This is a genomic window from Caldicellulosiruptor changbaiensis (assembly GCF_003999255.1).
Lineage (GTDB): Bacteria > Bacillota > Thermoanaerobacteria > Caldicellulosiruptorales > Caldicellulosiruptoraceae > Caldicellulosiruptor > Caldicellulosiruptor changbaiensis.
Map to the genome: position 1 here is coordinate 1,566,270 of NZ_CP034791.1, position 23,808 is coordinate 1,590,077.

Consider the following 23,808-nt stretch of genomic DNA (forward strand, 5'->3'; position numbering starts at 1 on the left):
TAAAAATTGAAAGGAGCTGTGATAAAGATGGCAAACAACATTGTAACTTTAACAAGCGAAAACTTTGAAAGGGAAGTATTACAATCGGATATCCCTGTAGTTGTTGATTTTTGGGCTGCATGGTGTGGACCATGCAGAATGGTTGCGCCTGTTATTGAAGAGCTCGCTCAAGAGTATGCTGGCAAAGTCAAGTTCGCAAAATTAAATGTTGATGACTATGGCGATATTGCATATGCATTTAGAATTATGAGTATACCAACTATCATGCTCTTTAAAAATGGTCAAGCTGTTGACAAGATAATTGGTGCAAGACCAAAGAGTGATTTTGTAAACTTCATAAACAGAAACTTATAAAGACCTCAAAAATGGCAGCACTATTAAAGTGCTGCCATTTGTTTTTTGCTTTTGTTTTGAAAAAATTTTAGTAAGTAAGCGTAACCTCTGCTTTTATTTCTATTGTCCCTGCTTGTACTTGTGAAGATGACGCTGAAAGTGCCATCTCCTGAGTCTTGTATACAATTGGTGGTGCGTTTACATAGGTATTTTCGTTCACAATTCTTGGTTTTCCTAAACTAACCCCAAGCCCTTTTGCCAGAACATTTGCTTTTTCTTTTGCATTTTCAAGTGCCTTTGCAAGGGCTTGATTATAGTATGGTGCTACGTTTGAAATATCAAATCGCAGATCAGAAAATGTATTTGCGCCGTTTTTAAATGCACTGTCAATAACTTTCCCTACTTGGAATATATTTCTTATTGTGATTCTCAGGTCTGTTGATGCATAAAACCCAACTATCTTTGATGTATTGTTGTCTTTGTTATACGAGTATTTTGGGTAAACGCTAATTCTAAGTGTCTTTATATCCTTTGAATCAATGCCAAGTTTTTTTATTGCATCTATTATTTTGTTTATCTTTGAAGATGTTTTGGAATAAGCAGCATCTGCACTAATATCTTCACTCAAAACACCAAACGTCACAACTGCAATGTCAGGCTCTGCAAAAACTGAAGCTACTCCTTTAACATTTATCTCTGTCTTTGCCTGAGATGCTGGAGCTGACGAGGCTTCTGCTCTCCATAGAGAAAATATAAAAACGCTTACAAACAACAGCACAATTACCATTAGGATTGCTTTTAATTTTTTTGTTTTCACAAAAAATCCCTCCTAAAAAATAATTAAAATTCTTTTGCACGTTCTTTTCTAAACATTATAACGCCTCCACTCGTATAATATGATTATCAAATCACTTAAAACTTCATATCTCAATTGGTACATTTAATTATCAGTACCAATTGATTACTGGAAATTCATTTTGATAATGCACCTTTCTTAAAACACTCATTTCTCAAAAATTGAATATTAAAATTGACTGCTACAGTTTAAATTTGCCCTTTATCTTTGGTAAACTAAAATCAGAAAAAGTTTAAGCCTGATTTAGTTTATTTGGATATATTTTGAACACCTCCTGCTGGACGTGCTTTGACATCTGCACGCCACAGCTTGCGAAAGACTGAACCCCAAAGGATTACATGAGTAATGTTTACTCGTTTGCTGTGCACGGTCAGGTTACCACATCTGATTTGAGCATATCAGATGTGTGCACCCTGTAAACTGCTCCGTAGCTCTAATATCGGCGAGGCTGCATTACATGTAATCCCCAAGGATAAAGGGCTTAACACTTTTTCTTACCACTACTTGCAAAAAGGAGGTCTTCAAATTGCCAAATACTTTAATCGTGGGCATTGATATCAGTAGTCAGTCAAATTCTATCTTCTTCATCGATGATGCCGGTAATCACTTGATTAAAAAACCTTTTTCCTTGCCTAATGATCAAGAAGGCGCTAACGAATTAATCAAAAGAGTTATTGACTGCCTCAGCCAGTATAATCTATCCTGTATTAAGTTTGGCATGGAAGCAACTTCACATTACGCTTGGCATCTGCACTTGTATCTTGCTTCTTCATCTGAACTGCTGCCATATAAACCAACTTTTTATGTTCTCAACCCAAGCATAGTCAAAGGCTTCAAAAAAATCTACACTTTCTTGCCTAAAACAGATAGCATCGATGCAATTATCATCGCTGAATGTGTCAGGTTCAGCAAACTCAACCCAACACCTTTGCCTGATTTTAAATATGCTGCACTACAACGCCTTACCAGAATGCGCTATCATCTTGTTCACAATCTAACTCGCGAAAAAAACAGAGCTCTCAATCTCATATACCTTAAATTCTCTACTTATTCTCAAGACTGTCCATTTTCAGATATCTTCGGTAAAGCTTCTTGTGCTATCATCGAAAACTTTACACCTGATGATATCGCTTCTATGCCTTTAGAAGACTTAATTAAATTCGTATCCGATAACGGCAACAATAGACTCTCAGATGTCAATAAAATCGCTGAAATACTTAAAACCGAGGCTCAAGCGTTCATACAGATTACATCCTCTGTTGGCTGAGGCAAATGACTTAGCTTTGTCTATGACCCTTGAAAACATTAGATTTATGCAAGAACAACTTAAAAAACTCGACAAAGAAATCTCAAAACTTCTTAAAGCTTTCTCTCAAACATTAACAACCGTCCCTGGCATAGGAGATGTTCTTGCAGCCGGCATCATCGCTGAAATCGGTGATATCAAGCGCTTCAAAAATGAAGCTGCTTTGGCAAAGTATTCTGGCCTTGTTTGGACTCAGTACCAATCAGGCAACTTCAATGCCCAAGATGTCTCATTAGCTAAGTGTGGTAACCAATACCTGAGATACTATCTTGTTGAAGCTGCTAACTGTGTAAGGGTGCACACAGTACGCTACAAAGCCTTCTACAACAAGAAGTTCTCAGAGGTTACCAAGCATCAGCATAAACGTGCCCTCGTCCTAACCGCAAGACGCTTAATTCCTTTGATCTTTGCCATGCTCAGCAAAGGTCAAATATATCAAGAAAGAGGTGATGTTTACAATACTTAGTTAGTCCCAATTTTTTAATTTAATAATCTTTCCCAAACAAGCTGCCAGTTAAATTTTTCCATGCTGAGCGGCTCGGTATTTTATTGTCTTTTTTGCCCTAATTATCTAAAAAAATTTTTTAAAAAACCCCCTTGACATTATACCGTTTGTCTTTGGTAAATGTTGCGTTTACTTTTTAAAATCTATCCAAAAAGCCTTTTAAACTGCAAAGGGGTAATGCCCTCTAATTTTTTGAACATGTAGCAAAAATAGCTTGGATTTTTAAAACCAACTTCATAGCAAACCTCTTTTATTTGAATTGAGCTTTGCCTCATCAAAAGTTCTTTTGCCTTTTGAATTCTAACCCTTATTAAGTACTCATAAGGAGTTGTTTGAAACGTCCTTTTAAACACTGTACACAAATGTTGTGGCGAAAGATTTACTATGCTTGATATCTCATCAAGGGAAATAGTTTTTTTATAGTTTTCTTCAATGTACTGAAGTACTGGTAAAAGCTTTAAATAATTATTTTCAAAGTTTTTTTCAATCTTATTTTGAAGGTTTAAAAACATATGAAGAATAAAGCTGTAGATAAGCTGAGAGCATTCAATTGACACAATGTAATTATAGACACTTGCTTTGTTCGATATTGCTTCTAACATTCCTTCCAAGTACTTTTTGTTTGTGAGCTTGAATATTTCAAAAGGTCTTATTCCCATTGTTTTGAGAATTGTTTCTGATGCAGGTCCATTAAAAGTAAGCCAAATGGTCGACCACTTAGATGTTGCTGCAAAATACTCATGGGCAATGCCTGGATACAAGAAAAAGGCTGTATTCTCATCAACTAAGTACTTTTGCCCATCAACAATCAAATATCCATTTCCTTCTAATGTATGCAAATAATGATAATCAGGATGCCCATTTTTTCTTATAACATGTTCTTGGTATTCATTAGAACCAACGCTTTTGAGATAGATTGGAAGCCCTTTTTCAAGTGATGTATTGACAATAAAACAGGTTTTCATAGCAAAAGTCTATCACCTTTCTTGTCAAATAAAATCTCTATATCATATTATATCAGCCAAGAGCAACAAAAATAGACCCGATAGCGATAAGCAAAACTCCTAAGCCTGTATAAAACGAAATCTTCTCACCAAGAAAAATTGCAGCAAGCACTATTGCAAACACAACAGAAAGCCTGTCAATTGGTGCAACCTGCTGAACCTTTCCATTCTTGAGAGCCAAAAAGTAAAATAGCCATGACAGTGCCCCCGCAACACCACTTAAAACGATAAACAAAATAGCCTTTTTGCTCGCCAATATTTCTCCTATTTTGTTTAGCCTACCTTGAAATATGATTACTAAAACCAGAAATAAGGCCATAATGACCGCTCTTATTGCTGTTGCCACGTTTGTGTCAAGATTTTTAAGACCAATCTTGCCAAAGATTGCAACAAGAGAGGCAAACAGAGCTGATAAAAGTCCAAATATGAGCCACAAATAGTTCATAATCTTTTCCCTCCAATATCAAAGATGTATAACTAATTACATTTTAGACAATAATCAAAATGATATCAATTACAACTTAAAGAAAGGGTTGATAAAAATTGAAACAGACAGTTGATGTTTTATCTCAAATAGCTCAACTGAAAGAGGTTGATTACAAAAATACCTTGATGATAACATCATTGATAGAGGTTCTTGTCGACAAGGGTATTATCGTCAGGAAAGAGGTGTTTGAAAAGTCAATATTCTTAGATAGGCTTGTTGAAAGTGAAGCCAAGAGAAGAAATGAAAAGGGCACTTAAAAATGTGCTCTTTTTTTATTTCAAGTTTTAATTTTTTATTATACATTGATGACAAAACACAATATTTTTGTGGTATTATTAAAATATATCGCACACTTTAGAAAGGGGAAATGGAGCATTGAAAGGTACAGTAGTTCTAACATGGCTTGAAACAATTGGAAATATATGGGGAGACGATGTAAAAAGATATGCTGAGAAGGGAATAGGTTTAGATGATTCAACCATAATTTCTCCGACAGATGACATTGATGATAGTTTAGTTCACAAGATGATCGAAAATGCATGTGAAAAGGCAAACATTTTGCCTCAGCAGATGTGGAGAGAGATTGGAAAAAACAATATAAAAACGTTTAGCAAATGGTTCCCGTCATATTTCCAGAGGCTCTCTTTAAAAGGCTTTTTAGAGTATATGGACGATGTACACTCTCAGCTCACTCGCATGATAAAAGGAGCAAATCCCCCACGCATTTTGTTTGAAGAAATCTCACCAAATGAAGCATACATAACATATGTCTCAAAGCGTGGTTTTTATGACTACTTTTTGGGACTTTTAGAAGGAAGTGCTGAGTTTTTTAATGAAAAATTGGATTTTGAAGAAATTGATCGTTTTAAGGACGAAGAAGGTTTTTATCATTTAAAAATAAGAATCAGATTTGAAAAGACAAACCGAAAGGTTAAAAAAGCACTATTTAATATAATTGCAGGGTTAGGATTTATAAGGTCATTAGAGTTTAAGATTTCCATCTTTTCTACAATAGCTGTAATTATCTTAAGTTTTCTCCTTGATCCCAACAAAGAAGAATACGCAAATCATCTTCTTATGGCTGGACTTACCTTCATTACAACATTCATTGCCGCATTCTTCATCCTACGACCTCTAAAGCCTATAAAAGATGAGCTCAACTCTCTTAAAAACCTTGATTTTAGTGGCTCACTTTTCATAAAGACAAATGACAAGCTTGAAGACTTTTCAAAGATTGTCGCAATAACAAAGTCTTCTATCAAAAAGGATTTGCTTTTGCTAAAAGGTGGAAGTGATGAGATTTATAACTTTTCAAAAAACATCAAAGAGATTGCTGATAAGATGAAAAATCTTTCAGACTCTGTTTCTGGAATTGTAAATGACGTGGCCCAAGGTGCTGTTCATCAGGCAGAGGAAATTGAAAAGGCTGTTACCATTTTAAATGAAAATATAGAAAATTTAAAGTCAATTGTATCTCAACAAACTCAAACAAAAGATGTCCTTGCTGATGTAAACCAGACGCTTAACAACTCAGGCAAAGATATTTTAAGTGCTGCAAAAGATATCAATCTTCTTTCTACAGAGTTTTCTGAGATAGTTCAAAAAGGTTCAAAGCTATCTGAAGAAGCTAATGAGGTTATGAAGATTACATCAACTGTTGCTGAGATTTCAAATCAGATAAATATGCTTGCGCTAAATGCATCAATTGAGGCAGCAAGGGCAGGAAATGTTGGTGTTGGGTTTGCGGTTGTGGCAGACGAAATCAGAAAACTTGCAGACAGTACAATGTCTTTTGCTAAGACAATCAATAAGAGTTTAAAGACATTTGTAGAAGAGGTTGAAACGCTTTCTACTACTTTAACACAGCAGTTTGAAAAGCTTGTTAAAAGCGAATCCACTTTGAATGAGGTTGTGAATAAGAACAGCCAAAATATCGAAAGAATATCTAACGTGGTTGAGACTTTAATTTCTCAGATAGAAACCTTGTCTTCTGAGGCAGAAAGGATTTCTTCTGTCTTTGAAACAATTACCTCACTTTCTGCAATCTCACAAGAAAACTCGGCATCAGCTCAGGAGATGGCAGCTTCAATCTCTATGTACGCAGAGAGCATCAAAGACCTTTTGACAAAAGTAGCCGACCTTGAGAATCTTTCAAATGTATTTAAAGAAGAGCTTTCAAAATACCGATTATAAATTTAAAGGGAGGGATTTTAAAAATGTGCCAAACTTACATTGTCGCAATTTTGGTTGACAACAGACTTCATGATGCTCCAAAACTGCAAGAAATTTTGACAAAACATGGGTGTTTAATAAAAACAAGACTTGGTATACATGAAGCTGGCAGCGACAGCTGTTCAAATCAAGGACTTATCATCCTTCACATGCAGGCAAAAGAAGAGGAGATAAAAGCTTTTGAAAGTGACATTAAAACTTTAGAACATGTAAAACTTCAGATGATGAAATTAGAATGTTAAAAGAAATTTTGGATATAGGTGAAAGAGAAAGATGAATATTCCAAACGTAAATGAGATAATAACCCAAAAGTTTGAAGAGATTGCTGCGAGGATTGCAAACAATAATAATCTTCCACAAAGTTTTAAAACCATTTTCCAAAATAGTTTTACAGCTTCTATAAATAAAGATGTAGCAATTACCACCTACCAGCAGCTATCAAACGTTGAAAGTACAAAGGCCTTGCAAAACCAAAGCTTTGCAAATAAAATCTATGAACTTGAAAAGTCAAGTTATACACCTTATAATCTATCTACAAATCTTAGCAAAAGTGAAATCATAAACATTGCAACAAAAAAGGCAAAAGAGTATGGACTTCCGCCGAGCTTGGTTTTGAGCGTAATTGAAGCAGAGTCTGGTTTTAGACAAGATGCAATATCAAAAGCTGGGGCAATTGGACTTATGCAGCTCATGCCAGAAACTGCAAAAGCGCTTGGTGTCAACCCCTATGACCCAATTGAAAATTTAGATGGTGGAATAAGATATCTAAAAGAAAAGCTTGAGCAGTTTGGAGGCAATATTGAGCTTGCACTTGCAGCATATAATGCAGGACCTGCAAATGTCATAAAGTACGGCGGCATCCCACCTTTTGATGAAACAGTAGAGTATGTTCAAAAAGTGCTTTTGCTATCCCAAAAATACAGAAGCTTCGATGTATAAAACCCCTCTTGTTTTGAGCATATTAAATTGTAAGAGGGGTGTGATGAGTAATATGAGAACAAGAAAGCTTTATAATAGGCATAAAGAAATGTATAACATGCTAAAGCGCAAGAAAAATATGCTAAAAATACTTGGAATGTATCTAACTGGACTTTGTAAAGGCATGATGTTAGGAATACTCATTGGAAAGAAGTTAAAAAGGGACTGAAAAAAGTGGGAAATTAGGTAGGCTGTTTTGCTTTGGTTGTTTGAGCAAAGCAGCCTTTTTATTTTAGCAAGAATTTATTTTTACATAGATTGATTTTCCTTTTGATTTGTTCTATACTCTTTACTTGTAAATAAATTCTTCTACACAAAAGTTTTTATAGGAGGCAAAAAACTAAGATGCGACTTGGAATTGTTGGACTTCCGAATGTGGGCAAAAGCACCCTTTTTAATGCAATTACAAAAGCTGGTGCAGAGGCGGCAAACTATCCATTCTGTACAATTGAGCCAAATGTTGGAGTTGTGGCTGTACCTGATGAGAGACTTGAAGTTTTGGCAAAGATATATAATCCTGAAAAGGTAACACCTGCATTTATTGAGTTTGTTGACATTGCAGGGCTTGTAAAAGGCGCAAGCAAGGGCGAAGGTCTTGGCAACAAGTTTTTGTCTCATATAAGAGAGGTTGATGCAATAGTCCATGTGGTAAGATGTTTTGATGACTCTGAGATAGTACATGTTGAAGGAAGTGTTGATCCAAAAAGAGATATCGAGACAATTAATTTAGAGCTAATCTTTGCCGACTTGGAGGTCTTAGAAAGACGCCTTGAAAAAACTCGGAAACTTGCAAAAAACAGCAAAGAAGCAGCCCATGAGCTTGAAATCTTAGAGAAGATATATTCTACTTTGGAAAGCGGCAAAATGGCACGTACTTTGAAGTTCGATGATGAGGAAGATTTAAAGTTTGTAAACTCTTTGAATCTCCTCACATTTAAACCAACAATATATGCAGCAAATATATCTGAAAAAGACATTGGAAAAGAAAATGAATATGTAAAAGTTGTAAAAGAAATTGCCGCACAAGAAGGCTCAGAGGTAATTGTCATCTGTGCAAAGTTAGAAGAAGAGATTGCAGCTCTACCAGATGAAGAAAAGAAAGAATTCTTAAAAGAGCTGGGAATTGAAAAATCAGGACTTGACAATTTAATCCAGGCAGGGTATAGACTTTTAGGGCTCATTTCTTTCCTAACAGCTGGTGAAAAGGAAGTAAGAGCTTGGACAATCAAAAAAGGCACAAAAGCACCACAGGCAGCAGGAAAGATTCATAGCGATTTTGAAAAAGGATTTATAAGAGCTGAGGTTGTTCCATTTGATGTCTTGGTTGAGTGCGGTGGATTTGCTCAGGCAAAGGAAAAAGGACTTGTGCGCTCAGAAGGCAAAGACTATGTTATGCAAGATGGTGATGTTGTAATCTTCAGATTCAATGTGTAAAAGAAAAAAGGCATACTTAAAGGGGCTGGTGATGTTTACCCAAGTTGTCGGCAAGCACCAGCCCCTTTAGAAATTTTATTCTGTCAATTTCTTTATGTCCTCAAACTCTAATTTTAGCCTTTTTATATCTTTATATGAGCTAATCTTTAGCCTAAGCGGCGTATCTTTTATATTTTCTTGTCTCCTTTCCATCTCGATACGCCTAAGCTCAACATATCGAATGCCTATTGTAGATGTCCATCTGAATATTGCATCCACTACATCTTCAAGGCTTTCACCTTTCACAATCACACCAAGCTTATACGCAGGTCTTCCTTTTTTCATATAAATGGGAGTAAAATAGACATCTAATGCACCAGCTTGCATTATCTTATCAAGAGCAAGCGACAGCTCCTCACCTGTCATGTCATCAATGTTAGCAAATATTTCAAAGTATTCGCTATCTAAGTTTAGTTTTTTTTTCCTATGATTGCTCTTACTACATTAGGAATGGGAAGATCTTTTGTTCCACTGCCATACCCAATTTTCTCTATCTGCATTCTCGGCATGTTCACAAAACCGTTTGAAATTGTTGCTGCAATCCCTATACCAGTCGGAGTTATCAGCTCAGTATCAATATCTACAGTTGCAATTGGAATACCATTTTGTCTTGCTATTTCCAAAACGGCAGGTGCCGGCACAGGGATTATTCCATGCATTGATTTTGTAAACCCTCTTCCATCAGATAGTGGTGAGAACAAAACCTCTTGAGGCTTTAAATACTCAATACAAAGTGAAAATGCAACAATATCCACAATTGAATCGTCAGCGCCTACCTCATGAAATGCAATCTCTTCAATGTCCATACCGTGAACAGTTGCTTCGGCCTTTGCAATCTTTTCAAAAATTCTGATTGACAAATCTTTTACAGCTTCTGGCAGCTTACTTTCTTGTAAAAGCTTTTTGATATCTTTAAAGGTTCTATGATGATGGTGAGCATAATCATCGTGATGATGCTGCAAAACATTTACAACAAAATTTTGGGCTTTAATACCGTTCACCATTTTTTCTTTAAGGTCTATTTCAACATCAAGCCCAAGCAAAGCTATATTTGACTTTATATACTCAAAATCAACTCCCGCATCAATCAAAGAGCTAACCAGCATATCACCCGCTATTCCAGCTGGTGCATCAAAATAGATAATCATAGTTTTCTCAAATCCCCTCTTTCAAAATTTTACAAATTTCCGTTTGCCAAAGAGTTTATCATATGTGCAACAACTGCCGCACCAAACCCGTTGTCAATGTTGACAACCGCAACACCATTCGCACACGAGTTTAGCATAGTAAGAAGTGCTGACAGTCCTTTAAAGTTAGCGCCATATCCAACAGATGTTGGCACAGCAATCACAGGTTTTGACACAAGCCCAGCAACAACAGATGCAAGCGCGCCTTCCATTCCAGCAACTGCTACTATAACATTCGCAGACTGAATCTCATCAAGATGAGAAAATAGCCTGTGAATTCCTGCAACACCAACATCATATACTCTTTTTACATTATTCCCCAAAATCTCTAAAATAATCGCCGCCTCTTCAGCCACTTTAAGGTCGGCAGTCCCAGCAGATACTACTGCTACATGGCCTTTGGGGTTCTTCTTTACCTCAACCCTTTTTGCACAGACAATCCTTGCAGCTTCATAATAGTCTATATCTCCTTTTAGGTTTTCTTTTAAATACTCATAAAGTTCTTTGCTTGCACGCGTACCAATGATATTTACCTCGCCTTTTTCAATCATCCTCTCAAAAATCTTCAAAACTTGCTGCTCTGTTTTACCTTCACAAAAAACGACTTCAGACATCCCTTGGCGAATCTTTCTGTGATGGTCTATCTTTGCAAAGTCTATATCTTCAAATGGAAGTCTGGAAAGTATCTTGAGAGCTTCGTCAATAGATAGTTTATCTTCTTTTACATCTTCTAATATCTTTCTTATATCCATAGCCTTCTCTCCATTTTAATCTTTTTATTTCTGGTTCATACTTCCCATCCTATAACCAGACAGGTCAAGTGTGACAAACTTAAATCCAAGATCTTTGATTTTGTTTGAAATATCTTTTATCAGCTCTAAATCAAAAAATCTTGGAAGCTCCTCAAAATCAACTTCAATTCTGGCAATATCGCCATGGTGCCTAACTCTTACTTGTTTGAAGCCTTTTTCAAGCAAAATCTCTTCTGCCTTTTCAATCATCTCAAGTTTTTGCAAGGTCACTTGGCTACCATAGGGTATGCGGGTAACTAAACATGCCATTGATGGCTTATCAAAAGTAGGAAGACCAAATTCTTTTGACAAAAATCTTATCTCATCCTTGGTAAATCCAATCTCAAATAAAGGACTTTTTATGTTCTCTTCTTCTAAGGCTTTTCTTCCGGGTCGAAAATCTTTTAAGTCATCTATGTTTGAGCCTTCAACTATTTGGTTTATCTTCAGATCTTCTTTTAACTCTTTCAGTCTTTTTATCAAGTCTTTTTTACAATAATAGCACCTGAACATGTCATTTTTTAAAAAATCCTCATTGGCAAATATATCCCTCTCAAGCACAATTAGTTTTGCTCCGATAGAACCAGCAAGTTTTTCTGCTTCTTGTTTTTCTCTTTTGGGACTTAAGGCAGAGCTTGAAAAAACAGCAACGCAATTTTCACCCAAAACATCATGGCATACTTTTAATAAAAATGTAGAATCAACTCCCCCTGAAAACGCAACAAGTACGCTCTTGTATGACTGTAAAAGATCTTTTAATTTCTCAAGCTTCTCATAAGAAAGCTTTGGATCAACCATTATTCAAACCTTCCTTTTTATTCTTTATTCAATACAATCGCAAATGTTGCTTTAAAAATATCATTTGGTTTTAAGTAATAGTACTTGTTTTGAAGATATCCTTCATGCTCTCCCATCCATGGTTCTATGCAAACAAAGTCGTAGTCTCTTAAAGACCACACTACAATGTTTTTAAAGCTTTTGTCTTTTACAAGCAAAAGCCTTTTGTCCTTGTCAAGAGTAAACTCAATACTATCGCTTCCAACATCAAAAAAATCAAGGTTGATCTCAGGTTTTGAAAAGTCAAGTTCTTTGAAATTTTCAAGATCGACAAATTTCTTCTCAACATCATCAAAACACTTCTCACAGTCAAGCTTCAATGTAAATTCATCCTTGTTACACAGAAAATATGGATGAAACCCTGCATAAAATGGCAATTCTTCGCTGTCGTTGTTCTTTACAATCATCTCAACTCCAAAAATTTCATCGTTTATTGTGTACCTGATGAAAAGTTCAAAGTCATATGGATAAAATGTCTTTGTAAAGCTATTACTTGAAAGCTTTAATACTACCCCATTTTGAGAAAGTTCATCTATATAGCCCACAACTTCCCAAGCAGCATCCCGTGCAAATCCATGGTTCTTCATTGGATATTCTTGACCTTTGAATGTAATCTTGCCATCCACAACTCTTCCACATACAGGAAATAAAATAGGAATTCCGCCTCGGACATTCTTTGTCTTGTCAAACAGCGTCTCTTTGTTAAGATACAGTATGTCCTTGCCACTTAAATTTAGTAAAACAACAATTGCACCCCGTTCGGGTGCAACTGTAAAATATGATTTTTTTGTCTTTGAGTATACCTTAATAAATTCCATACCGTTTTCTACATAGCTTTCTACAAAATCCAAGCTTTCTTCCTCCCTTTTTCTACTCAACATGCAGTGAATAATTTGGTGCCTCTTTTGTAATATAAATATCGTGCGGATGGCTTTCTCTCACACCTGCTTGTGTAATTTTCACAAACTTTGCCTTCTCCTGAAGTTCTTTGATAGTCCTCGCACCACAGTAACCCATTCCAGCCTTAAGACCACCAACAAGCTGGAACACTGTATCCTCTAACGGCCCTTTATATGGCACTCTTCCTTCAACACCTTCTGGTACAAGCTTTGAAGCATCTTCTTGGAAGTATCTATCTTTGCTTCCTGCTTTCATTGCAGAAAGTGATCCCATGCCACGGTAAACCTTAAACCTTCGGCCTTGATAAATCTCACACTCGCCAGGGCTTTCCTCACAGCCAGCAAATAAGCTTCCTATCATAACAACATCTGCACCTGCCGCCAAAGCCTTGGTAATATCACCTGAATATCTTATACCGCCATCTGCAATAACAGGAATTCCATATTCTTTTGCAACATCTGCACAGTCCATGATAGCTGTTATTTGCGGAACACCAATTCCAGCTACCACTCTTGTTGTACAGATTGACCCAGGACCAATTCCAACTTTTATGCAGTCAGCCCCTGCTTTGATAAGGTCATGCGCAGCCTCTGCTGTTGCAATATTACCAGCCACAACCTGAAGATTTGGATATTTTGCCTTAATCTTCTTGACTGTCTCGATAACACCTTTTGAATGTCCATGAGCTGTGTCAACAACTATTACGTCAACCTGAGCTTTTACAAGTGCATTAACTCTTTGTTCTGTGTCCTTTGATACACCAACTGCTGCAGCACACAAAAGCCTTCCTCTGCTGTCTTTTGCTGCATTAGGATATTTGACAGCCTTTTCAATATCCTTTATTGTAATAAGTCCTTTCAAGTTACCCTCATCATCGACGATTGGAAGCTTTTCAATCTTGTGTTTTTTCATAATTTCCTTTGCTTCTTCTAAAGTAATTCCTTCCTTTGCAGTGATAAGATTGCTTGATGTCATAACCTCTTTTATAGGCTTTGAATAGTCAGTTTCAAACCGAATATCCCTGTTTGTTATAATTCCAACAAGCTTGCCATTAACTGTAATTGGCACACCTGAGATACGGTATTTTGCCATTAGCTCCATTGCTTCATAGATCTTATTTTCAGGCGACAGGTAAAACGGGTCAACTATAACCCCATGCTCGGACCTTTTGACCTTGTCAACCTCGCTTGCCTGCTCTTCAATTGTCATGTTCTTGTGTATAACACCAATACCGCCTTCTCGCGCAATTGCTATTGCCATACGCGACTCTGTAACAGTGTCCATTCCGGCAGACATAAGAGGAATATTAAGTTTTATTGTTCTTGTTAGATAAGTAGAAACGTCAACATCTTTTGGCAGCACTTCACTGTACTGTGGCACAAGCAACACATCATCAAATGTCAGTGCCTCTTTTATCACTTTGTCTTTAAAACTCATTTTTTCTCAGTCTCCTTTTAAAAAGTTTTGTTACCTGTAAATCTGGTAAGGCTTTTTCTGCAAAAATTTCTTAATCGCTTCGACAATCTCTTCATTTGGTTCAAACAAAATGCGTGTCTTTTTGCCATCGACGTTTGTAATTATAGCATACACGTTTTCTTCGCCTTTGTTAGATGTGCAGTCAAACGACTGGACAATGCTTTTGTCATTTTTTTGAGCGTTGTACATACTGCTATCTTTTGAGGATATGAAATAGTCAATCTTTCGAATGTCTAAAGACACAACTCTGCTTCGTTTCCTCTGAGCAATAATCTTGTCTATGTCAAGATAGTAGTTTGTTACAGCATATTCAAACTCAATATTGTAGTTTCTTGAAAGATAGATTGCCCCCCAGATTGCCAAAACTAAAAGAACTGGTCCTAATGTGTTTAGAATTGGAATGAAGAAGGTAGCAAGTCCTAAAAGTACCCCGCCTATGATAATTAAAGCCTGTTTTGCCTTTTCACCTGAGGTTTTTCTTCTCACTATTAGCTGTTCATGAAACACATCATTCATACTTAAAAATCAACCCTCCACTTAAAATTCTATGTTAATCCTATTTTACAATCCCTATTCTGGAAAGAGGCCATATTCTAAATTCAACCTTGCCAATAATATCATCACGCGGAACATATTTGTGTTCCCAGAATCGGCTGTCGTGTGAGTCGTTCCTGTTATCACCCATCATGAAATAATGCCCAGGTGGCACTTTATACGGTCCAAAGCTCCCTACCATTGGCTCTTTTAGATAGTTTTCCTTGTACACTTTTCCGTTGATGTACAAAACACCATCTTTTATCTCAATTGTATCGCCCGGAAGTCCAATTACCCTTTTGACATACAGTGTTTTTCTGTCGTCAGGGTACTTGAACACAACAATATCGCCTCGTTTCACATCTTGGATATGCAGAGCGTATCCAAGCTTGTACACAAACAACCTGTCATTGAGTTGAATTGTGTTTAGCATCGACCCTGTGGGAACAATTACAAGCGAAAAGACATATGTTCTTAAAATAAGGGCAACTAAAACTGCTCCGCCTATCCACAAAATCCATTCAATAGCTTCTTTGAGTACCTTGTTTTGTAGTTTTAATGTTTGCTCTTCCATTTTCATGACCGTCTCCTTCTTTGCAAAAAATAGAATTAAAGGCTTAAATATAAGTTTAAATGAATTTATTTATCAAGTCAATAATTAGAAGTTAGTCTCTCAGCTCAACAATGGTAACCCCTTGCTCACCCTCACCGTATGTTCCGTCTCTGAAAGACTTTACAAGCGGATGGCGTTTTAAAAAGTTTCTGATTGCCTGGCGCAAAACCCCTGTCCCTTTTCCATGAATTATTGTCACCTGTCTCAGGCCGCTTGTATATGCATCATCTAAATACTTATCTACATCCAAAATTGCATCGTCACTGGTCTTTCCCCTGACATCAATAGATAAATCAACGCTTTTTTCTTTGAGCTTGACATTTTTTGAGGTCGTTTGATAAACTTTGTTTTCTCCCTCTTCCACTTCTTCAATCTCAGAAATATTGACATTTAGCTTCATAATTCCTATCTGAACAGTCAAATTTCCTTTTGAGTCGGGCAGGCTTTCGACAAACCCCTCAGCATCAAAGCTTCTGACATACACCTTTTGACCTAAGCGAATATTCTGTGGTGTTTTTTTGGTTTTGGAGTCAGCTTCTTGTTTTTCCTGCTGCGATATGCTTTGAATCAACCTTTCATATTCTCTCTTTTTCTCTTCTAACTTCTTTAAAACTTCTTTTTCTTTTAAGTTTTCAGCAAGTTTTCGAAGGTCTTTAAAAAGATTTTCTATTTCATACTGTGCTCTTTCTACAATCTCTTTTGCCTCATTTATGGCCTTTTTGCGAATTCTCTCCTTCTCTTGATCAAACCTTTTTTTCTCCTCTTCATACGCTGCCTTTAAAGCTTGTGCTTCAAGCTTCAATTTCTGAGCAAGTTCAAGGTTTTCCTCAGCTTCTTTTCTCTTTTGTTCCATTTCGTTTATTATTCTGTCAAGATCAATTGTCTTTTGAGACAAATACCCTCTTGCCATCTCAACAATACCATTGTCAAGCCCAAGATTGGATGAAATTACAAGTGCGTTGCTCCTTCCTGGAATTCCTATCAAAAGCCTGTATGTGGGCTTTAAGGTTTTTACATCAAACTCGCAAGAAGCGTTTTCAAACCGATCTTCTTGCTGAGCAAATATTTTTAGCTCACCATAGTGTGTTGTAGCTATCACCTTGCTGCCCTTCTCAGAAAGATATTTCAAGATTGCCTTTGCCAAAGCTGCACCTTCTTCAGGGTCTGTACCTGCTCCAATCTCATCTAATAGCACAAGAGTTTTATCATCTGCATTTTTTGTTATTTCAATGATGTTTTTCATATGTGCTGAAAATGTGGAAAGACTCTGGACTATATTTTGATCATCTCCAATATCAGCAAAAATCTTTTGAAATATGCAAAGCTGGGAGCCTTCATCTGCTGGGATGAATATTCCACTTTGGCAAAGAAGACAAAAAAGCCCAACCGTCTTTAGTGTTACAGTCTTTCCACCCGTGTTTGGACCTGTTATTATAAGAACGTCGAAGTCTTTGCCTAAATGAATATCAATAGGAACAACCTTGTCTTTTTGTATTAATGGATGCCGAGCTTTTTTGAGATTTATAATGCCACTTGTGTTAATAACTGGTTTGCTTGCGTTCATTTCCTTTGCCCAAATAGCTTTCGTAAATACTATGTCAAGCTCAACAAGCGCATAAAAAGATGTTTCAATTTCATCACAATAGCTTGCTATCAAAGAGGATATCTCTTGCAAAATTCTCTCTATTTCCTCTTTTTCTTGGCTTTTCAAGATTCTGATTTGATTTGATATCTCAACACAAACAAAAGGCTCAACAAATAAAGTTGCACCTGTTGCTGATTGGTCATGGACAATTCCTTTTACTTCATTTCTAAACTCTGCCTTAACAGGAAGTAAAAGTTTTTCGCCTCTGATTGTTATAATTGGCTCTTGTAAAAACCTTTGGATTTTTGGGTCGCGAATCATGCTATTTAGCTCATCTCTTATTCTACTCTCAAGTTTTCTAATCCTATCTCTTATTTCCTTTAACCTTGGTGATGCAGTATCTAAGATTTCATCTGCTGTTAAAAATGTCTGGTCAATTCTTGAGATTACTTCTTTTAAATTTACAAGTCTTTTTTCCATACTTTCAAGAAAACTAAAGTCTTGTGTGTAAGAAAGATAAGTTCGCATCTCATAAGAAAGTTTCAACACTTTTCCAATTTGCAAAATCTCTTGTGGATTTAAAGTTGCCCCAAGCTTTGATTTCTTAAGGCTTGGCAGTATATTTTCAAACTCCAAAGTTGGTGGATTTCCATACTTTAGAACGTACCTGTAGCCTTCATCAACCTTATTAAGTTCATTTTCTATATCTGCAACATTGGTTGATGGAATAAGGTTTTCAAAATATTCCTTTGCTGGAGTTGACTTTGCCATGTTTTTTAAAATCTCAACTATCTTGTCATACTCCAAAGCTTTGAGTGTCTTTTGGTTCAACTTTCAAAACCCCTTCTTTTATGAAATTTAAGTTCTCAAGTTTTAATTATACCACAAAACAAAAGCAGGCTGTCTTCATATTTCATGAAAACAGCCCCTAATATTTTCTTTTATTTTTCTTTAAGATGCTCGCAAATAAACCTTTCAACTTCTTTAATGAAAAACTCAGCATTTTTCAGTTGATTTTCTGCTTGGTCTCTTGACACCATATAAAAATCATCATAGTCACATCTTTCTCTTAATTTAAATGCCGAAGCTACTATTTTATAGAGTTCTTTGCTAAATTTCTCAGTATGAATAAAATGCTGATTAAAATATGCTATTACACCTGAATGTCTTTTCGAATCAAATTTGTTTATTGCATTAACGGCTCGAATCGCATGAAATATTGCATAATAAGACCTATTAATAGAAGCTTTGTAAAGTCCATTCTCATAATTTACTTTAGCAGCTTTTAAATCTTCTTTGGCTTTTTCCAGACGATAAAATGAAAGAGCTTTAATATACTCATCCATACAATACAATCCCTTCGTTCTCTATATTTTTATAGTAAGGTAAGATTTCTTTATATTGCATATATCTCTGATAACTGATGTCTACTATAGAAATTAATTTCAAGCTTCTATATCCAATTTCACTTATTATTTCATCCAACTTATTTTCATAGTCTTTTAACGCTTGCTCGTCCTCATCAACTAATACCGCTATATCAATATCAGATTCTTCATTTTGAGTTCCTTTAGCATATGAACCATAGAGGACTATTTTTTTTAGTTTATCACCATATAATTCTTTTAACTCTTCAACCACTTTATTAATAACATCTTGGTAATTTTCCAGTTTGATATCACTCACAACAAATCAACTCCAATTTCTTCTATTCTCTTACCTGCCCGCTTCCATAGATAATGTATTTTATAGTTGTGAGCTCTTTTAGTCCCATAGGACCTCTTGCGTGAAGCTTTTGAGTAGAGATTCCAATCTCTGCACCAAAGCCAAATTCAAATCCGTCTGTGAACCTTGTTGAGGCGTTTACATAACAAGCTGCCGCATCAACATAGTCCAAAAACTTTTGTGCATTGAAATAATCCCTTGTAACAATTGCCTCTGAGTGTTTCGAACCGTACTTATTTATGTGTTCTATTGCCGCATCAACACTATCAACAACCTTTACACCTATTATCAAATCCAAATACTCTGTGTACCAGTCATCTTCAGTTGCCTCTTTTACCTCAATACCATTTTTCTTGCAGATTTCAACTGTCTTGCTACAACCTCTTATTTCAACACCCTTTGACATAAGTTCCCTTACAATCATTGGCAAAAAGCTCTCTGCTATATTTTTGTGGACAAGGAGCTTTTCAGCTGCATTGCAAACACCGGGCCGCTGTGTTTTTGCGTTAACTACAATTCTTTTTGCCATCTCAAAATCAGCGCTCTCATCGACAAACACATGGCAGTTGCCAACACCTGTTTCAATTACAGGCACAGTTGCATTTTGAACAACTGTCTTTATCAAATTTGCTCCCCCGCGCGGAATCAAAAGGTCTAAATACTCATTGAGTTTCATCATTGCAACTGCCGTCTCTCTTGATGTATCTTCTACAATCTCTATGCTACCTTCATCAATTCCTGCTTCAATCAATCCCTCTTTCATTGTCTTGACAAGTGCGATGTTAGAATTTATAGCTTCTGAGCCACCTCGCAAAAGAACACTATTTCCTGCTTTTAAACACAGCACAGCTGCGTCAACTGTCACATTTGGTCTTGCCTCATAAATTATACCAATTGCCCCAATTGGCACTCTCTTTTGTCCAATAATAAGCCCATTTGGGCGCTTCCACATAGAAATAACCTCGCCAACTGGGTCTGGAAGCTTTATAACATCTTCTATTCCCTTGCAAATCTGTCTTATTCTATCTTCTGTAAGTTTTAGCCTGTCTAAAAGCGCACCCTTTATACCCTTGTTTTGTGCATTTTCCATATCTTTTTGGTTTTCAACAAGAATGTATTCCATGTTATCTAAAATCTTTTTGGATATGCAGCTCAAAGCAAGGTTTTTCTGGCTTTCAGAAAGATTCATAAGTTTTTTTGAAGCCTCTTTCACCTTTTGTGCCTTCTGAATTAAATCACTCATCCTCTTCTTCACTCCCTCTTTGATAATACTTCTTTGCAAATAAACAGTGTACCAACATCTTTCCCTGCTAAGATATCTCTCAAAACTGATGGATTTTCTCCATTTGCAATTACCATAGGAATTTTATTTTGCATTGCAATCTTTGCCGCCTCAATTTTGGTTTGCATACCACCGGTTGAGTTCAAAGACCCAGCCCCTCCTGCAATGCTCTCTATGTATGAGTCAATCTCAAAAACCTCTTTTATAAGCTCTGCATCCTTGTTCAGTCTTGGGTCACATGAGTAAAGCCCGTCTATGTCAGAAAGAATTATCAAAAGGTCTGCGCCAATTATTGTTGCAACATAGGCAGAGAGCGTGTCATTGTCGCCAAATTCAAGCTCTTCAATGGCAACAACGTCATTTTCATTTACAATTGGAATTGCACCAAACTTGAAAAGCTGCTCAAAAGTGTTTTTAACATTCAGCATCTTTTTTTCCTCATCAACAACATCTTTTGTCAAGAGCACCTGGGCAACAACAACTCCATACTCACCAAAAAGCTTTTCGTAAATCTGCATTAAAATTCCCTGGCCAATTGCCGCGAGCGCTTGTTTTTCTTGAGTTGTCTTGTGATTTTTAGTAAGCCCAAGCCTGCCCAAACCTGATGCAACAGCACCAGATGTGACAAGCACAACGTCTCTTCCCTCATTTTTTATGTCAGAAAGAACTCTTGCAAGTTTCTCCAGTCGCGAAAGATTTAGTTTGCCGGTTGGATATGTAACAGTGCTTGTTCCAACCTTAACTACAATCTTCTTGACATCAGCAAAATTCCTCATTAGCCTGCCCCCAGTACCTATTCTTTTTCTATTTTAAAATCTTCAAGGGATTTGTTAAAATATACATGATACTTATTATCTTCTTCGACGATGTAAAAATCTGTCTGTGTAACTAAATCGATATTGATTCTCCTTAGAAGTTCTTCTTGGATAATTGTGGCAATGTTTGGTATATACTTTTTTATGTCATTTTCATCAAGGCTTTTTACATAGATTGGAAGCTTTCCTTTTTGCGGTTTGTATATCTCTACATTGATAATTCCTGGCGATACAGGTTTGTCTGTGGGATATAGAAGCTTTGTGTTATAAAGTGCTTCCATTGCCTCTTTCCCCCTGCTAAAATTTAAAAATAGACCTTCCTCCTTTTTAATTCTACCAAATTGTATGCGCGCATTCAAAGGTTTTTGAAAAAATGATGTAAAGAAAGGAGAAAAACCAAAATGAGAACCTTCATTGGAATTGATTTCCCAAGAAAGCTAAAAGAGCAAATAGTCGAAGCACAGAGCTATTTAAAATCAATCAGCAAAAAGGGAAGGTGGAAGTACATCGATAACTTTCATCTTACTTTAAAATTCTTAGGTGAGATAGAATATGACCATGTCGAGAAGATTAAAGAGGTGTTAACAAAGAATTTAGAAAGTTTTTCTTCTTTTTCACTTAAGATTTTCTCTTGTGGATATTTCAAAGGAAGCAAAAACGCTTTGCGTGTTGTATATTTAAAGCCGGACGGTGATTTAGATAAGTTAAATAATCTTTATCAAATAGTGGAAGACTCTCTTTATTCAATCGGTTTTGAAAAAGAAAAAAGGGACTATACCCCTCATATAACAATTGCTCAGGATGTTATTTTGGATGAGCCTTTTGACAAGTTCAAGCAGTACGTTGAAAATTACAAATTTGACCTAATTCCTGTTGAGAGTGTTATTTTATTTTTAAGCGAAGAGATTGACAGAAAAAGAGTCTACACACCACTTTTTGAGATAAAGCTAAAGTAAGTAAACTCACAAAAATTTTTAGAAAGGACTGAGGATTTTAATATGCAAAAGACACAGGGTAGCGTTAGATTTGCATTCTCAGCTATTTCACTTTTTATTTTGGCAAATGCATTTATGGGAATTGGTGGCGGGATTAATGACACCATATTCAATAACTATATTGCAGCAAGCTTTAAAATCTCACCAGTGGCACGAGGTGTGCTTGAGTTTCCTCGCGAGACACCAGGGTTTTTGATAATCTTTTTAATAGGCTTTTTATACTTCCTTGGGGATTTGAGAGTAAGCATTATAGCGACATTTCTTTGCTCTGTATCTCTGGTTGGGCTTGGCTATTTTGCGCCAAGCTTTGCTCTTTTGATTTTATGGACAGCTTTTTACAACACAGGCACCCACCTTAACATGGTTTTGACATCAAGCATTGGAATGGAACTTTCAAAAGAAGACTCTTACGGCAAAACCTTAGGGCTCATTGGCTCTGTTTCAACCGCCGCTGCAGTTATTGGTTATTTCATTGTCATGGTAGGGTTTAAATTCCTGAATTTTTCATTCAAAATAGCCTATCTTGTCGCTGCAATGATGTACGTTTTCGCTGCAATATTTTTGATGCCAATCAAAATGCCAAATGTAAGAAATCACAAAGGTCTAAAGTTTGTAATCAAAAAAGATTACTGGCTCTACTATGTTCTTTCTATCTTCTTTGGTGCAAGAAAGCAGATTTTTATCACATTTGCTCCTTGGGTGTTGATTAAGATATTTAAACAGCCTGTTTCAAATTTTGCTCTGGTTGGAATAATCTGCTCCATTTTGGGAATTGGATTTAGAAACGTTATAGGCAGGCTTATTGACAAGCTTGGTGAAAAGAAGGTTTTGACATTTGATGCGATTGTTATTTTCTTAATCTGCATAGGATACGCTATGACTGAGAACATAAAGATAAAAACTTTGGCTTTGGGCTTGGCATATGCGTGTTATATAATTGATAATCTAATGTTTGCAACATCAATGGCAAGGTCAACGTACATAAAAAAGGTTATCAAACATCCTGATGATCTGACTCCAACTCTTTCAACAGGCACAAGCATGGACCATGCAGTTTCTATGAGCCTTCCTATGTTATCTGGCTTTTTGTGGAATAAGTTTGGGTATGAATATGTGTTCTTACTTGCAGCTCTCTTTGCGCTGGGGAATTTGTATTTTGTGAGGAAGATTGAAATTGAAAGTTAATTTCTGTCAAGATTTTTAAATGTGATTTTAATGAAATTTAGAGTATAATTTTTAAGAAATAAACCTTCGTTTGCACTGAGGTGAAAGATAAATATGCTAGAAATTTGCATTTTCTACGGCATAAGGATTACAATGTATTATGACGACCATAACCCTCCTCATTTTCATGCAACCTTCGCCGGATTTGAAGCAGAAATTGATATTTTAAACACAAGGGTTATAAAAGGATTCTTGCCTAAAAGACAACTAAAACTTGTGTTGGCTTGGGCAGAAATTCATAAAGATGAGCTTATGCAAAACTGGGAACTTGCAAAAGATCACAAGCCACTGATGAGAATTAATCCTTTAGTGTAAATTATATTTTACGAGGTGATTGGCACATGATGGAATATTATCCTGAGGTTGTTCAGGTTATACCGACAGAAGAATATAAAGTTTATATTTACTTTGATGATGGCAGCATAAAACTCTTTGATGCTTCAAGTCTTCTTGAAAAGGGTGAATTTCAAAGACTTAAAGACAAAAAGTTTTTTATGGAAAGGTGCACAGTTTTAAATGGCACACTTGCATGGGATGTGAGCGGCAACTACGATGAAACAACCAGCCTTGATGTAGACCCACTTGTTCTGTATCAGACTTGTCCTGATGTTGACGAACCAGAATGGTTGTTTAAACAAAGTGAGGACAAAAATACTAAATAGCAAAGAAA

Annotated in this window: 28 protein-coding genes and 1 pseudogene; 12 read left to right on the forward strand and 17 right to left on the reverse strand. The window is 36.3% G+C overall.

The genetic code is table 11. The features are described from left to right. Positions 1-27: 27 nt before the first annotated feature. Positions 28-354: a thioredoxin gene (trxA, locus tag ELD05_RS07690; RefSeq protein ID WP_011917248.1), complete on the forward strand. Its 327-nt coding sequence runs from the start codon at positions 28-30 to the stop codon at positions 352-354. 67 nt (positions 355-421) lie between these two features. Here trxA and ELD05_RS07695 read toward each other — a convergent pair whose 3' ends face one another. Continuing rightward, positions 422-1,150 (reverse strand): SIMPL domain-containing protein, encoded by a 729-nt coding sequence (locus ELD05_RS07695; protein ID WP_127351964.1) that lies wholly within the window; start codon positions 1,148-1,150, stop codon positions 422-424. 565 nt (positions 1,151-1,715) lie between these two features. Here ELD05_RS07695 and ELD05_RS15005 point away from each other — a divergent pair. Next, positions 1,716-2,961, forward strand: a pseudogene (locus ELD05_RS15005) (IS110 family RNA-guided transposase). Between the two features lie 182 nt (positions 2,962-3,143). On the opposite strand, the gene ELD05_RS07705 reads toward ELD05_RS15005, so the two are convergent. Both ELD05_RS07705 and ELD05_RS07710 read right to left on the reverse strand, forming a co-directional pair. Next, positions 3,144-3,965 (reverse strand): AraC family transcriptional regulator, encoded by an 822-nt coding sequence (locus ELD05_RS07705; RefSeq protein ID WP_127351965.1) that lies wholly within the window; start codon positions 3,963-3,965, stop codon positions 3,144-3,146. Between the two features lie 52 nt (positions 3,966-4,017). Further along, on the reverse strand, positions 4,018-4,449 hold the full coding sequence (locus tag ELD05_RS07710) for an EamA family transporter (protein ID WP_011917245.1): 432 nt from the start codon (positions 4,447-4,449) through the stop codon (positions 4,018-4,020). Between the two features lie 98 nt (positions 4,450-4,547). Here ELD05_RS07710 and ELD05_RS07715 point away from each other — a divergent pair, with 98 nt between their 5' ends. The 6 genes from ELD05_RS07715 to ychF all read left to right on the forward strand — a co-directional run bounded on the left by ELD05_RS07715 (position 4,548) and on the right by ychF (position 9,135). Further along, positions 4,548-4,748, forward strand: coding sequence for a hypothetical protein (locus tag ELD05_RS07715; RefSeq protein WP_127351966.1), 201 nt, complete (start codon positions 4,548-4,550; stop codon positions 4,746-4,748). 118 nt (positions 4,749-4,866) lie between these two features. Further along, entirely contained in the window at positions 4,867-6,684 is a 1,818-nt protein-coding gene (locus tag ELD05_RS07720; protein WP_127351967.1) for a heme NO-binding domain-containing protein, read from the forward strand. A 23-nt stretch (positions 6,685-6,707) separates the two neighbouring features. Further along, the gene (locus tag ELD05_RS07725) at positions 6,708-6,965 is read left to right on the forward strand and encodes a hypothetical protein (RefSeq protein ID WP_127351968.1); all 258 of its coding nucleotides are present in this window, start codon (positions 6,708-6,710) and stop codon (positions 6,963-6,965) included. A 31-nt stretch (positions 6,966-6,996) separates the two neighbouring features. Further along, positions 6,997-7,662 (forward strand): lytic transglycosylase domain-containing protein, encoded by a 666-nt coding sequence (locus ELD05_RS07730; protein WP_127351969.1) that lies wholly within the window; start codon positions 6,997-6,999, stop codon positions 7,660-7,662. A gap of 52 nt (positions 7,663-7,714) precedes the next feature. Next, positions 7,715-7,870, forward strand: coding sequence for a hypothetical protein (locus ELD05_RS14020; RefSeq protein ID WP_164742589.1), 156 nt, complete (start codon positions 7,715-7,717; stop codon positions 7,868-7,870). Between the two features lie 176 nt (positions 7,871-8,046). Then, on the forward strand, positions 8,047-9,135 hold the full coding sequence (ychF, locus tag ELD05_RS07735; RefSeq protein ID WP_127351970.1) for a redox-regulated ATPase YchF: 1,089 nt from the start codon (positions 8,047-8,049) through the stop codon (positions 9,133-9,135). A 75-nt stretch (positions 9,136-9,210) separates the two neighbouring features. On the opposite strand, the gene larC2 is transcribed toward ychF, so the two are convergent. From larC2 to ELD05_RS07800, 14 genes are all read right to left on the reverse strand, one after another. Beyond that, complete coding sequence (gene larC2 / locus ELD05_RS14775) at positions 9,211-9,540, reverse strand: nickel pincer cofactor biosynthesis protein LarC2 (RefSeq protein WP_277601408.1); 330 nt, start codon at positions 9,538-9,540, stop codon at positions 9,211-9,213. A gap of 44 nt (positions 9,541-9,584) precedes the next feature. Further along, on the reverse strand, positions 9,585-10,322 hold the full coding sequence (gene larC, locus ELD05_RS14780; RefSeq protein WP_277601409.1) for a nickel pincer cofactor biosynthesis protein LarC: 738 nt from the start codon (positions 10,320-10,322) through the stop codon (positions 9,585-9,587). A 29-nt stretch (positions 10,323-10,351) separates the two neighbouring features. After that, entirely contained in the window at positions 10,352-11,113 is a 762-nt protein-coding gene (larB, locus tag ELD05_RS07745; RefSeq protein WP_127351971.1) for a nickel pincer cofactor biosynthesis protein LarB, read from the reverse strand. A gap of 24 nt (positions 11,114-11,137) precedes the next feature. Continuing rightward, positions 11,138-11,950 carry an ATP-dependent sacrificial sulfur transferase LarE gene (larE, locus tag ELD05_RS07750; RefSeq protein ID WP_127351972.1) on the reverse strand — a complete coding sequence of 271 codons (813 nt, stop codon included), beginning with the start codon at positions 11,948-11,950 and terminating at the stop codon, positions 11,138-11,140. A gap of 17 nt (positions 11,951-11,967) precedes the next feature. Further along, positions 11,968-12,840 (reverse strand): aldose epimerase family protein, encoded by an 873-nt coding sequence (locus tag ELD05_RS07755; protein WP_127351973.1) that lies wholly within the window; start codon positions 12,838-12,840, stop codon positions 11,968-11,970. 19 nt (positions 12,841-12,859) lie between these two features. Then, entirely contained in the window at positions 12,860-14,326 is a 1,467-nt protein-coding gene (gene guaB, locus ELD05_RS07760) for an IMP dehydrogenase (RefSeq protein ID WP_127351974.1), read from the reverse strand. A gap of 30 nt (positions 14,327-14,356) precedes the next feature. After that, positions 14,357-14,881 carry a DUF6106 family protein gene (locus ELD05_RS07765; RefSeq protein WP_127351975.1) on the reverse strand — a complete coding sequence of 175 codons (525 nt, stop codon included), beginning with the start codon at positions 14,879-14,881 and terminating at the stop codon, positions 14,357-14,359. Between the two features lie 40 nt (positions 14,882-14,921). Further along, entirely contained in the window at positions 14,922-15,479 is a 558-nt protein-coding gene (lepB, locus tag ELD05_RS07770; protein ID WP_127351976.1) for a signal peptidase I, read from the reverse strand. Between the two features lie 85 nt (positions 15,480-15,564). Beyond that, entirely contained in the window at positions 15,565-17,928 is a 2,364-nt protein-coding gene (locus ELD05_RS07775; RefSeq protein WP_127351977.1) for an endonuclease MutS2, read from the reverse strand. Positions 17,929-18,038: 110 nt separating this feature from the next. Continuing rightward, positions 18,039-18,443: a HEPN domain-containing protein gene (locus ELD05_RS07780; protein WP_127351978.1), complete on the reverse strand. Its 405-nt coding sequence runs from the start codon at positions 18,441-18,443 to the stop codon at positions 18,039-18,041. Then, the gene (locus tag ELD05_RS07785) at positions 18,436-18,783 is read right to left on the reverse strand and encodes a nucleotidyltransferase family protein (protein WP_045164558.1); all 348 of its coding nucleotides are present in this window, start codon (positions 18,781-18,783) and stop codon (positions 18,436-18,438) included. The genes ELD05_RS07780 and ELD05_RS07785 overlap by 8 nt, the downstream gene beginning before the upstream one ends. Positions 18,784-18,805: 22 nt before the next feature. Then, positions 18,806-20,065 (reverse strand): glutamate-5-semialdehyde dehydrogenase, encoded by a 1,260-nt coding sequence (locus ELD05_RS07790; protein WP_127351979.1) that lies wholly within the window; start codon positions 20,063-20,065, stop codon positions 18,806-18,808. Between the two features lie 8 nt (positions 20,066-20,073). Then, positions 20,074-20,880, reverse strand: a complete 807-nt coding sequence (proB, locus tag ELD05_RS07795) for a glutamate 5-kinase (RefSeq protein ID WP_127351980.1) — start codon at positions 20,878-20,880, stop codon at positions 20,074-20,076. A 17-nt stretch (positions 20,881-20,897) separates the two neighbouring features. After that, positions 20,898-21,200: a hypothetical protein gene (locus ELD05_RS07800; protein ID WP_039766382.1), complete on the reverse strand. Its 303-nt coding sequence runs from the start codon at positions 21,198-21,200 to the stop codon at positions 20,898-20,900. 120 nt (positions 21,201-21,320) lie between these two features. On the opposite strand from ELD05_RS07800, the gene thpR reads away from it, so the two are divergent. From thpR to ELD05_RS07820, 4 genes are all read left to right on the forward strand, one after another. Beyond that, on the forward strand, positions 21,321-21,875 hold the full coding sequence (thpR, locus tag ELD05_RS07805) for an RNA 2',3'-cyclic phosphodiesterase (protein WP_127351981.1): 555 nt from the start codon (positions 21,321-21,323) through the stop codon (positions 21,873-21,875). 42 nt (positions 21,876-21,917) lie between these two features. Continuing rightward, positions 21,918-23,099 carry an MFS transporter gene (locus ELD05_RS07810; protein ID WP_127351982.1) on the forward strand — a complete coding sequence of 394 codons (1,182 nt, stop codon included), beginning with the start codon at positions 21,918-21,920 and terminating at the stop codon, positions 23,097-23,099. 93 nt (positions 23,100-23,192) lie between these two features. Next, entirely contained in the window at positions 23,193-23,453 is a 261-nt protein-coding gene (locus tag ELD05_RS07815) for a DUF4160 domain-containing protein (RefSeq protein WP_127351983.1), read from the forward strand. Between the two features lie 29 nt (positions 23,454-23,482). Beyond that, positions 23,483-23,800 (forward strand): DUF2442 domain-containing protein, encoded by a 318-nt coding sequence (locus ELD05_RS07820; RefSeq protein ID WP_127351984.1) that lies wholly within the window; start codon positions 23,483-23,485, stop codon positions 23,798-23,800. Positions 23,801-23,808: the final 8 nt, after the last annotated feature.

What these genes read in the sequence shown, in the direction of transcription:
- trxA (WP_011917248.1), top strand. Translation starts at nt 28, where the DNA reads ATGGCAAACAACATTGTAACTTTAACAAGCGAAAACTTTGAAAGGGAA.
- ELD05_RS07705 (WP_127351965.1), bottom strand. Translation starts at nt 3,965, where the DNA reads ATGAAAACCTGTTTTATTGTCAATACATCACTTGAAAAAGGGCTTCCA.
- ELD05_RS07710 (WP_011917245.1), bottom strand. Translation starts at nt 4,449, where the DNA reads ATGAACTATTTGTGGCTCATATTTGGACTTTTATCAGCTCTGTTTGCC.
- ELD05_RS07725 (WP_127351968.1), top strand. Translation starts at nt 6,708, where the DNA reads ATGTGCCAAACTTACATTGTCGCAATTTTGGTTGACAACAGACTTCAT.
- ELD05_RS07730 (WP_127351969.1), top strand. Translation starts at nt 6,997, where the DNA reads ATGAATATTCCAAACGTAAATGAGATAATAACCCAAAAGTTTGAAGAG.
- ELD05_RS14020 (WP_164742589.1), top strand. Translation starts at nt 7,715, where the DNA reads ATGAGAACAAGAAAGCTTTATAATAGGCATAAAGAAATGTATAACATG.
- ychF (WP_127351970.1), top strand. Translation starts at nt 8,047, where the DNA reads ATGCGACTTGGAATTGTTGGACTTCCGAATGTGGGCAAAAGCACCCTT.
- larC2 (WP_277601408.1), bottom strand. Translation starts at nt 9,540, where the DNA reads ATGACAGGTGAGGAGCTGTCGCTTGCTCTTGATAAGATAATGCAAGCT.
- larC (WP_277601409.1), bottom strand. Translation starts at nt 10,322, where the DNA reads ATGATTATCTATTTTGATGCACCAGCTGGAATAGCGGGTGATATGCTG.
- larB (WP_127351971.1), bottom strand. Translation starts at nt 11,113, where the DNA reads ATGGATATAAGAAAGATATTAGAAGATGTAAAAGAAGATAAACTATCT.
- larE (WP_127351972.1), bottom strand. Translation starts at nt 11,950, where the DNA reads ATGGTTGATCCAAAGCTTTCTTATGAGAAGCTTGAGAAATTAAAAGAT.
- guaB (WP_127351974.1), bottom strand. Translation starts at nt 14,326, where the DNA reads ATGAGTTTTAAAGACAAAGTGATAAAAGAGGCACTGACATTTGATGAT.
- ELD05_RS07765 (WP_127351975.1), bottom strand. Translation starts at nt 14,881, where the DNA reads ATGAATGATGTGTTTCATGAACAGCTAATAGTGAGAAGAAAAACCTCA.
- lepB (WP_127351976.1), bottom strand. Translation starts at nt 15,479, where the DNA reads ATGAAAATGGAAGAGCAAACATTAAAACTACAAAACAAGGTACTCAAA.
- ELD05_RS07780 (WP_127351978.1), bottom strand. Translation starts at nt 18,443, where the DNA reads ATGGATGAGTATATTAAAGCTCTTTCATTTTATCGTCTGGAAAAAGCC.
- ELD05_RS07790 (WP_127351979.1), bottom strand. Translation starts at nt 20,065, where the DNA reads ATGAGTGATTTAATTCAGAAGGCACAAAAGGTGAAAGAGGCTTCAAAA.
- proB (WP_127351980.1), bottom strand. Translation starts at nt 20,880, where the DNA reads ATGAGGAATTTTGCTGATGTCAAGAAGATTGTAGTTAAGGTTGGAACA.
- ELD05_RS07800 (WP_039766382.1), bottom strand. Translation starts at nt 21,200, where the DNA reads ATGGAAGCACTTTATAACACAAAGCTTCTATATCCCACAGACAAACCT.
- thpR (WP_127351981.1), top strand. Translation starts at nt 21,321, where the DNA reads ATGAGAACCTTCATTGGAATTGATTTCCCAAGAAAGCTAAAAGAGCAA.
- ELD05_RS07810 (WP_127351982.1), top strand. Translation starts at nt 21,918, where the DNA reads ATGCAAAAGACACAGGGTAGCGTTAGATTTGCATTCTCAGCTATTTCA.
- ELD05_RS07815 (WP_127351983.1), top strand. Translation starts at nt 23,193, where the DNA reads ATGCTAGAAATTTGCATTTTCTACGGCATAAGGATTACAATGTATTAT.
- ELD05_RS07820 (WP_127351984.1), top strand. Translation starts at nt 23,483, where the DNA reads ATGGAATATTATCCTGAGGTTGTTCAGGTTATACCGACAGAAGAATAT.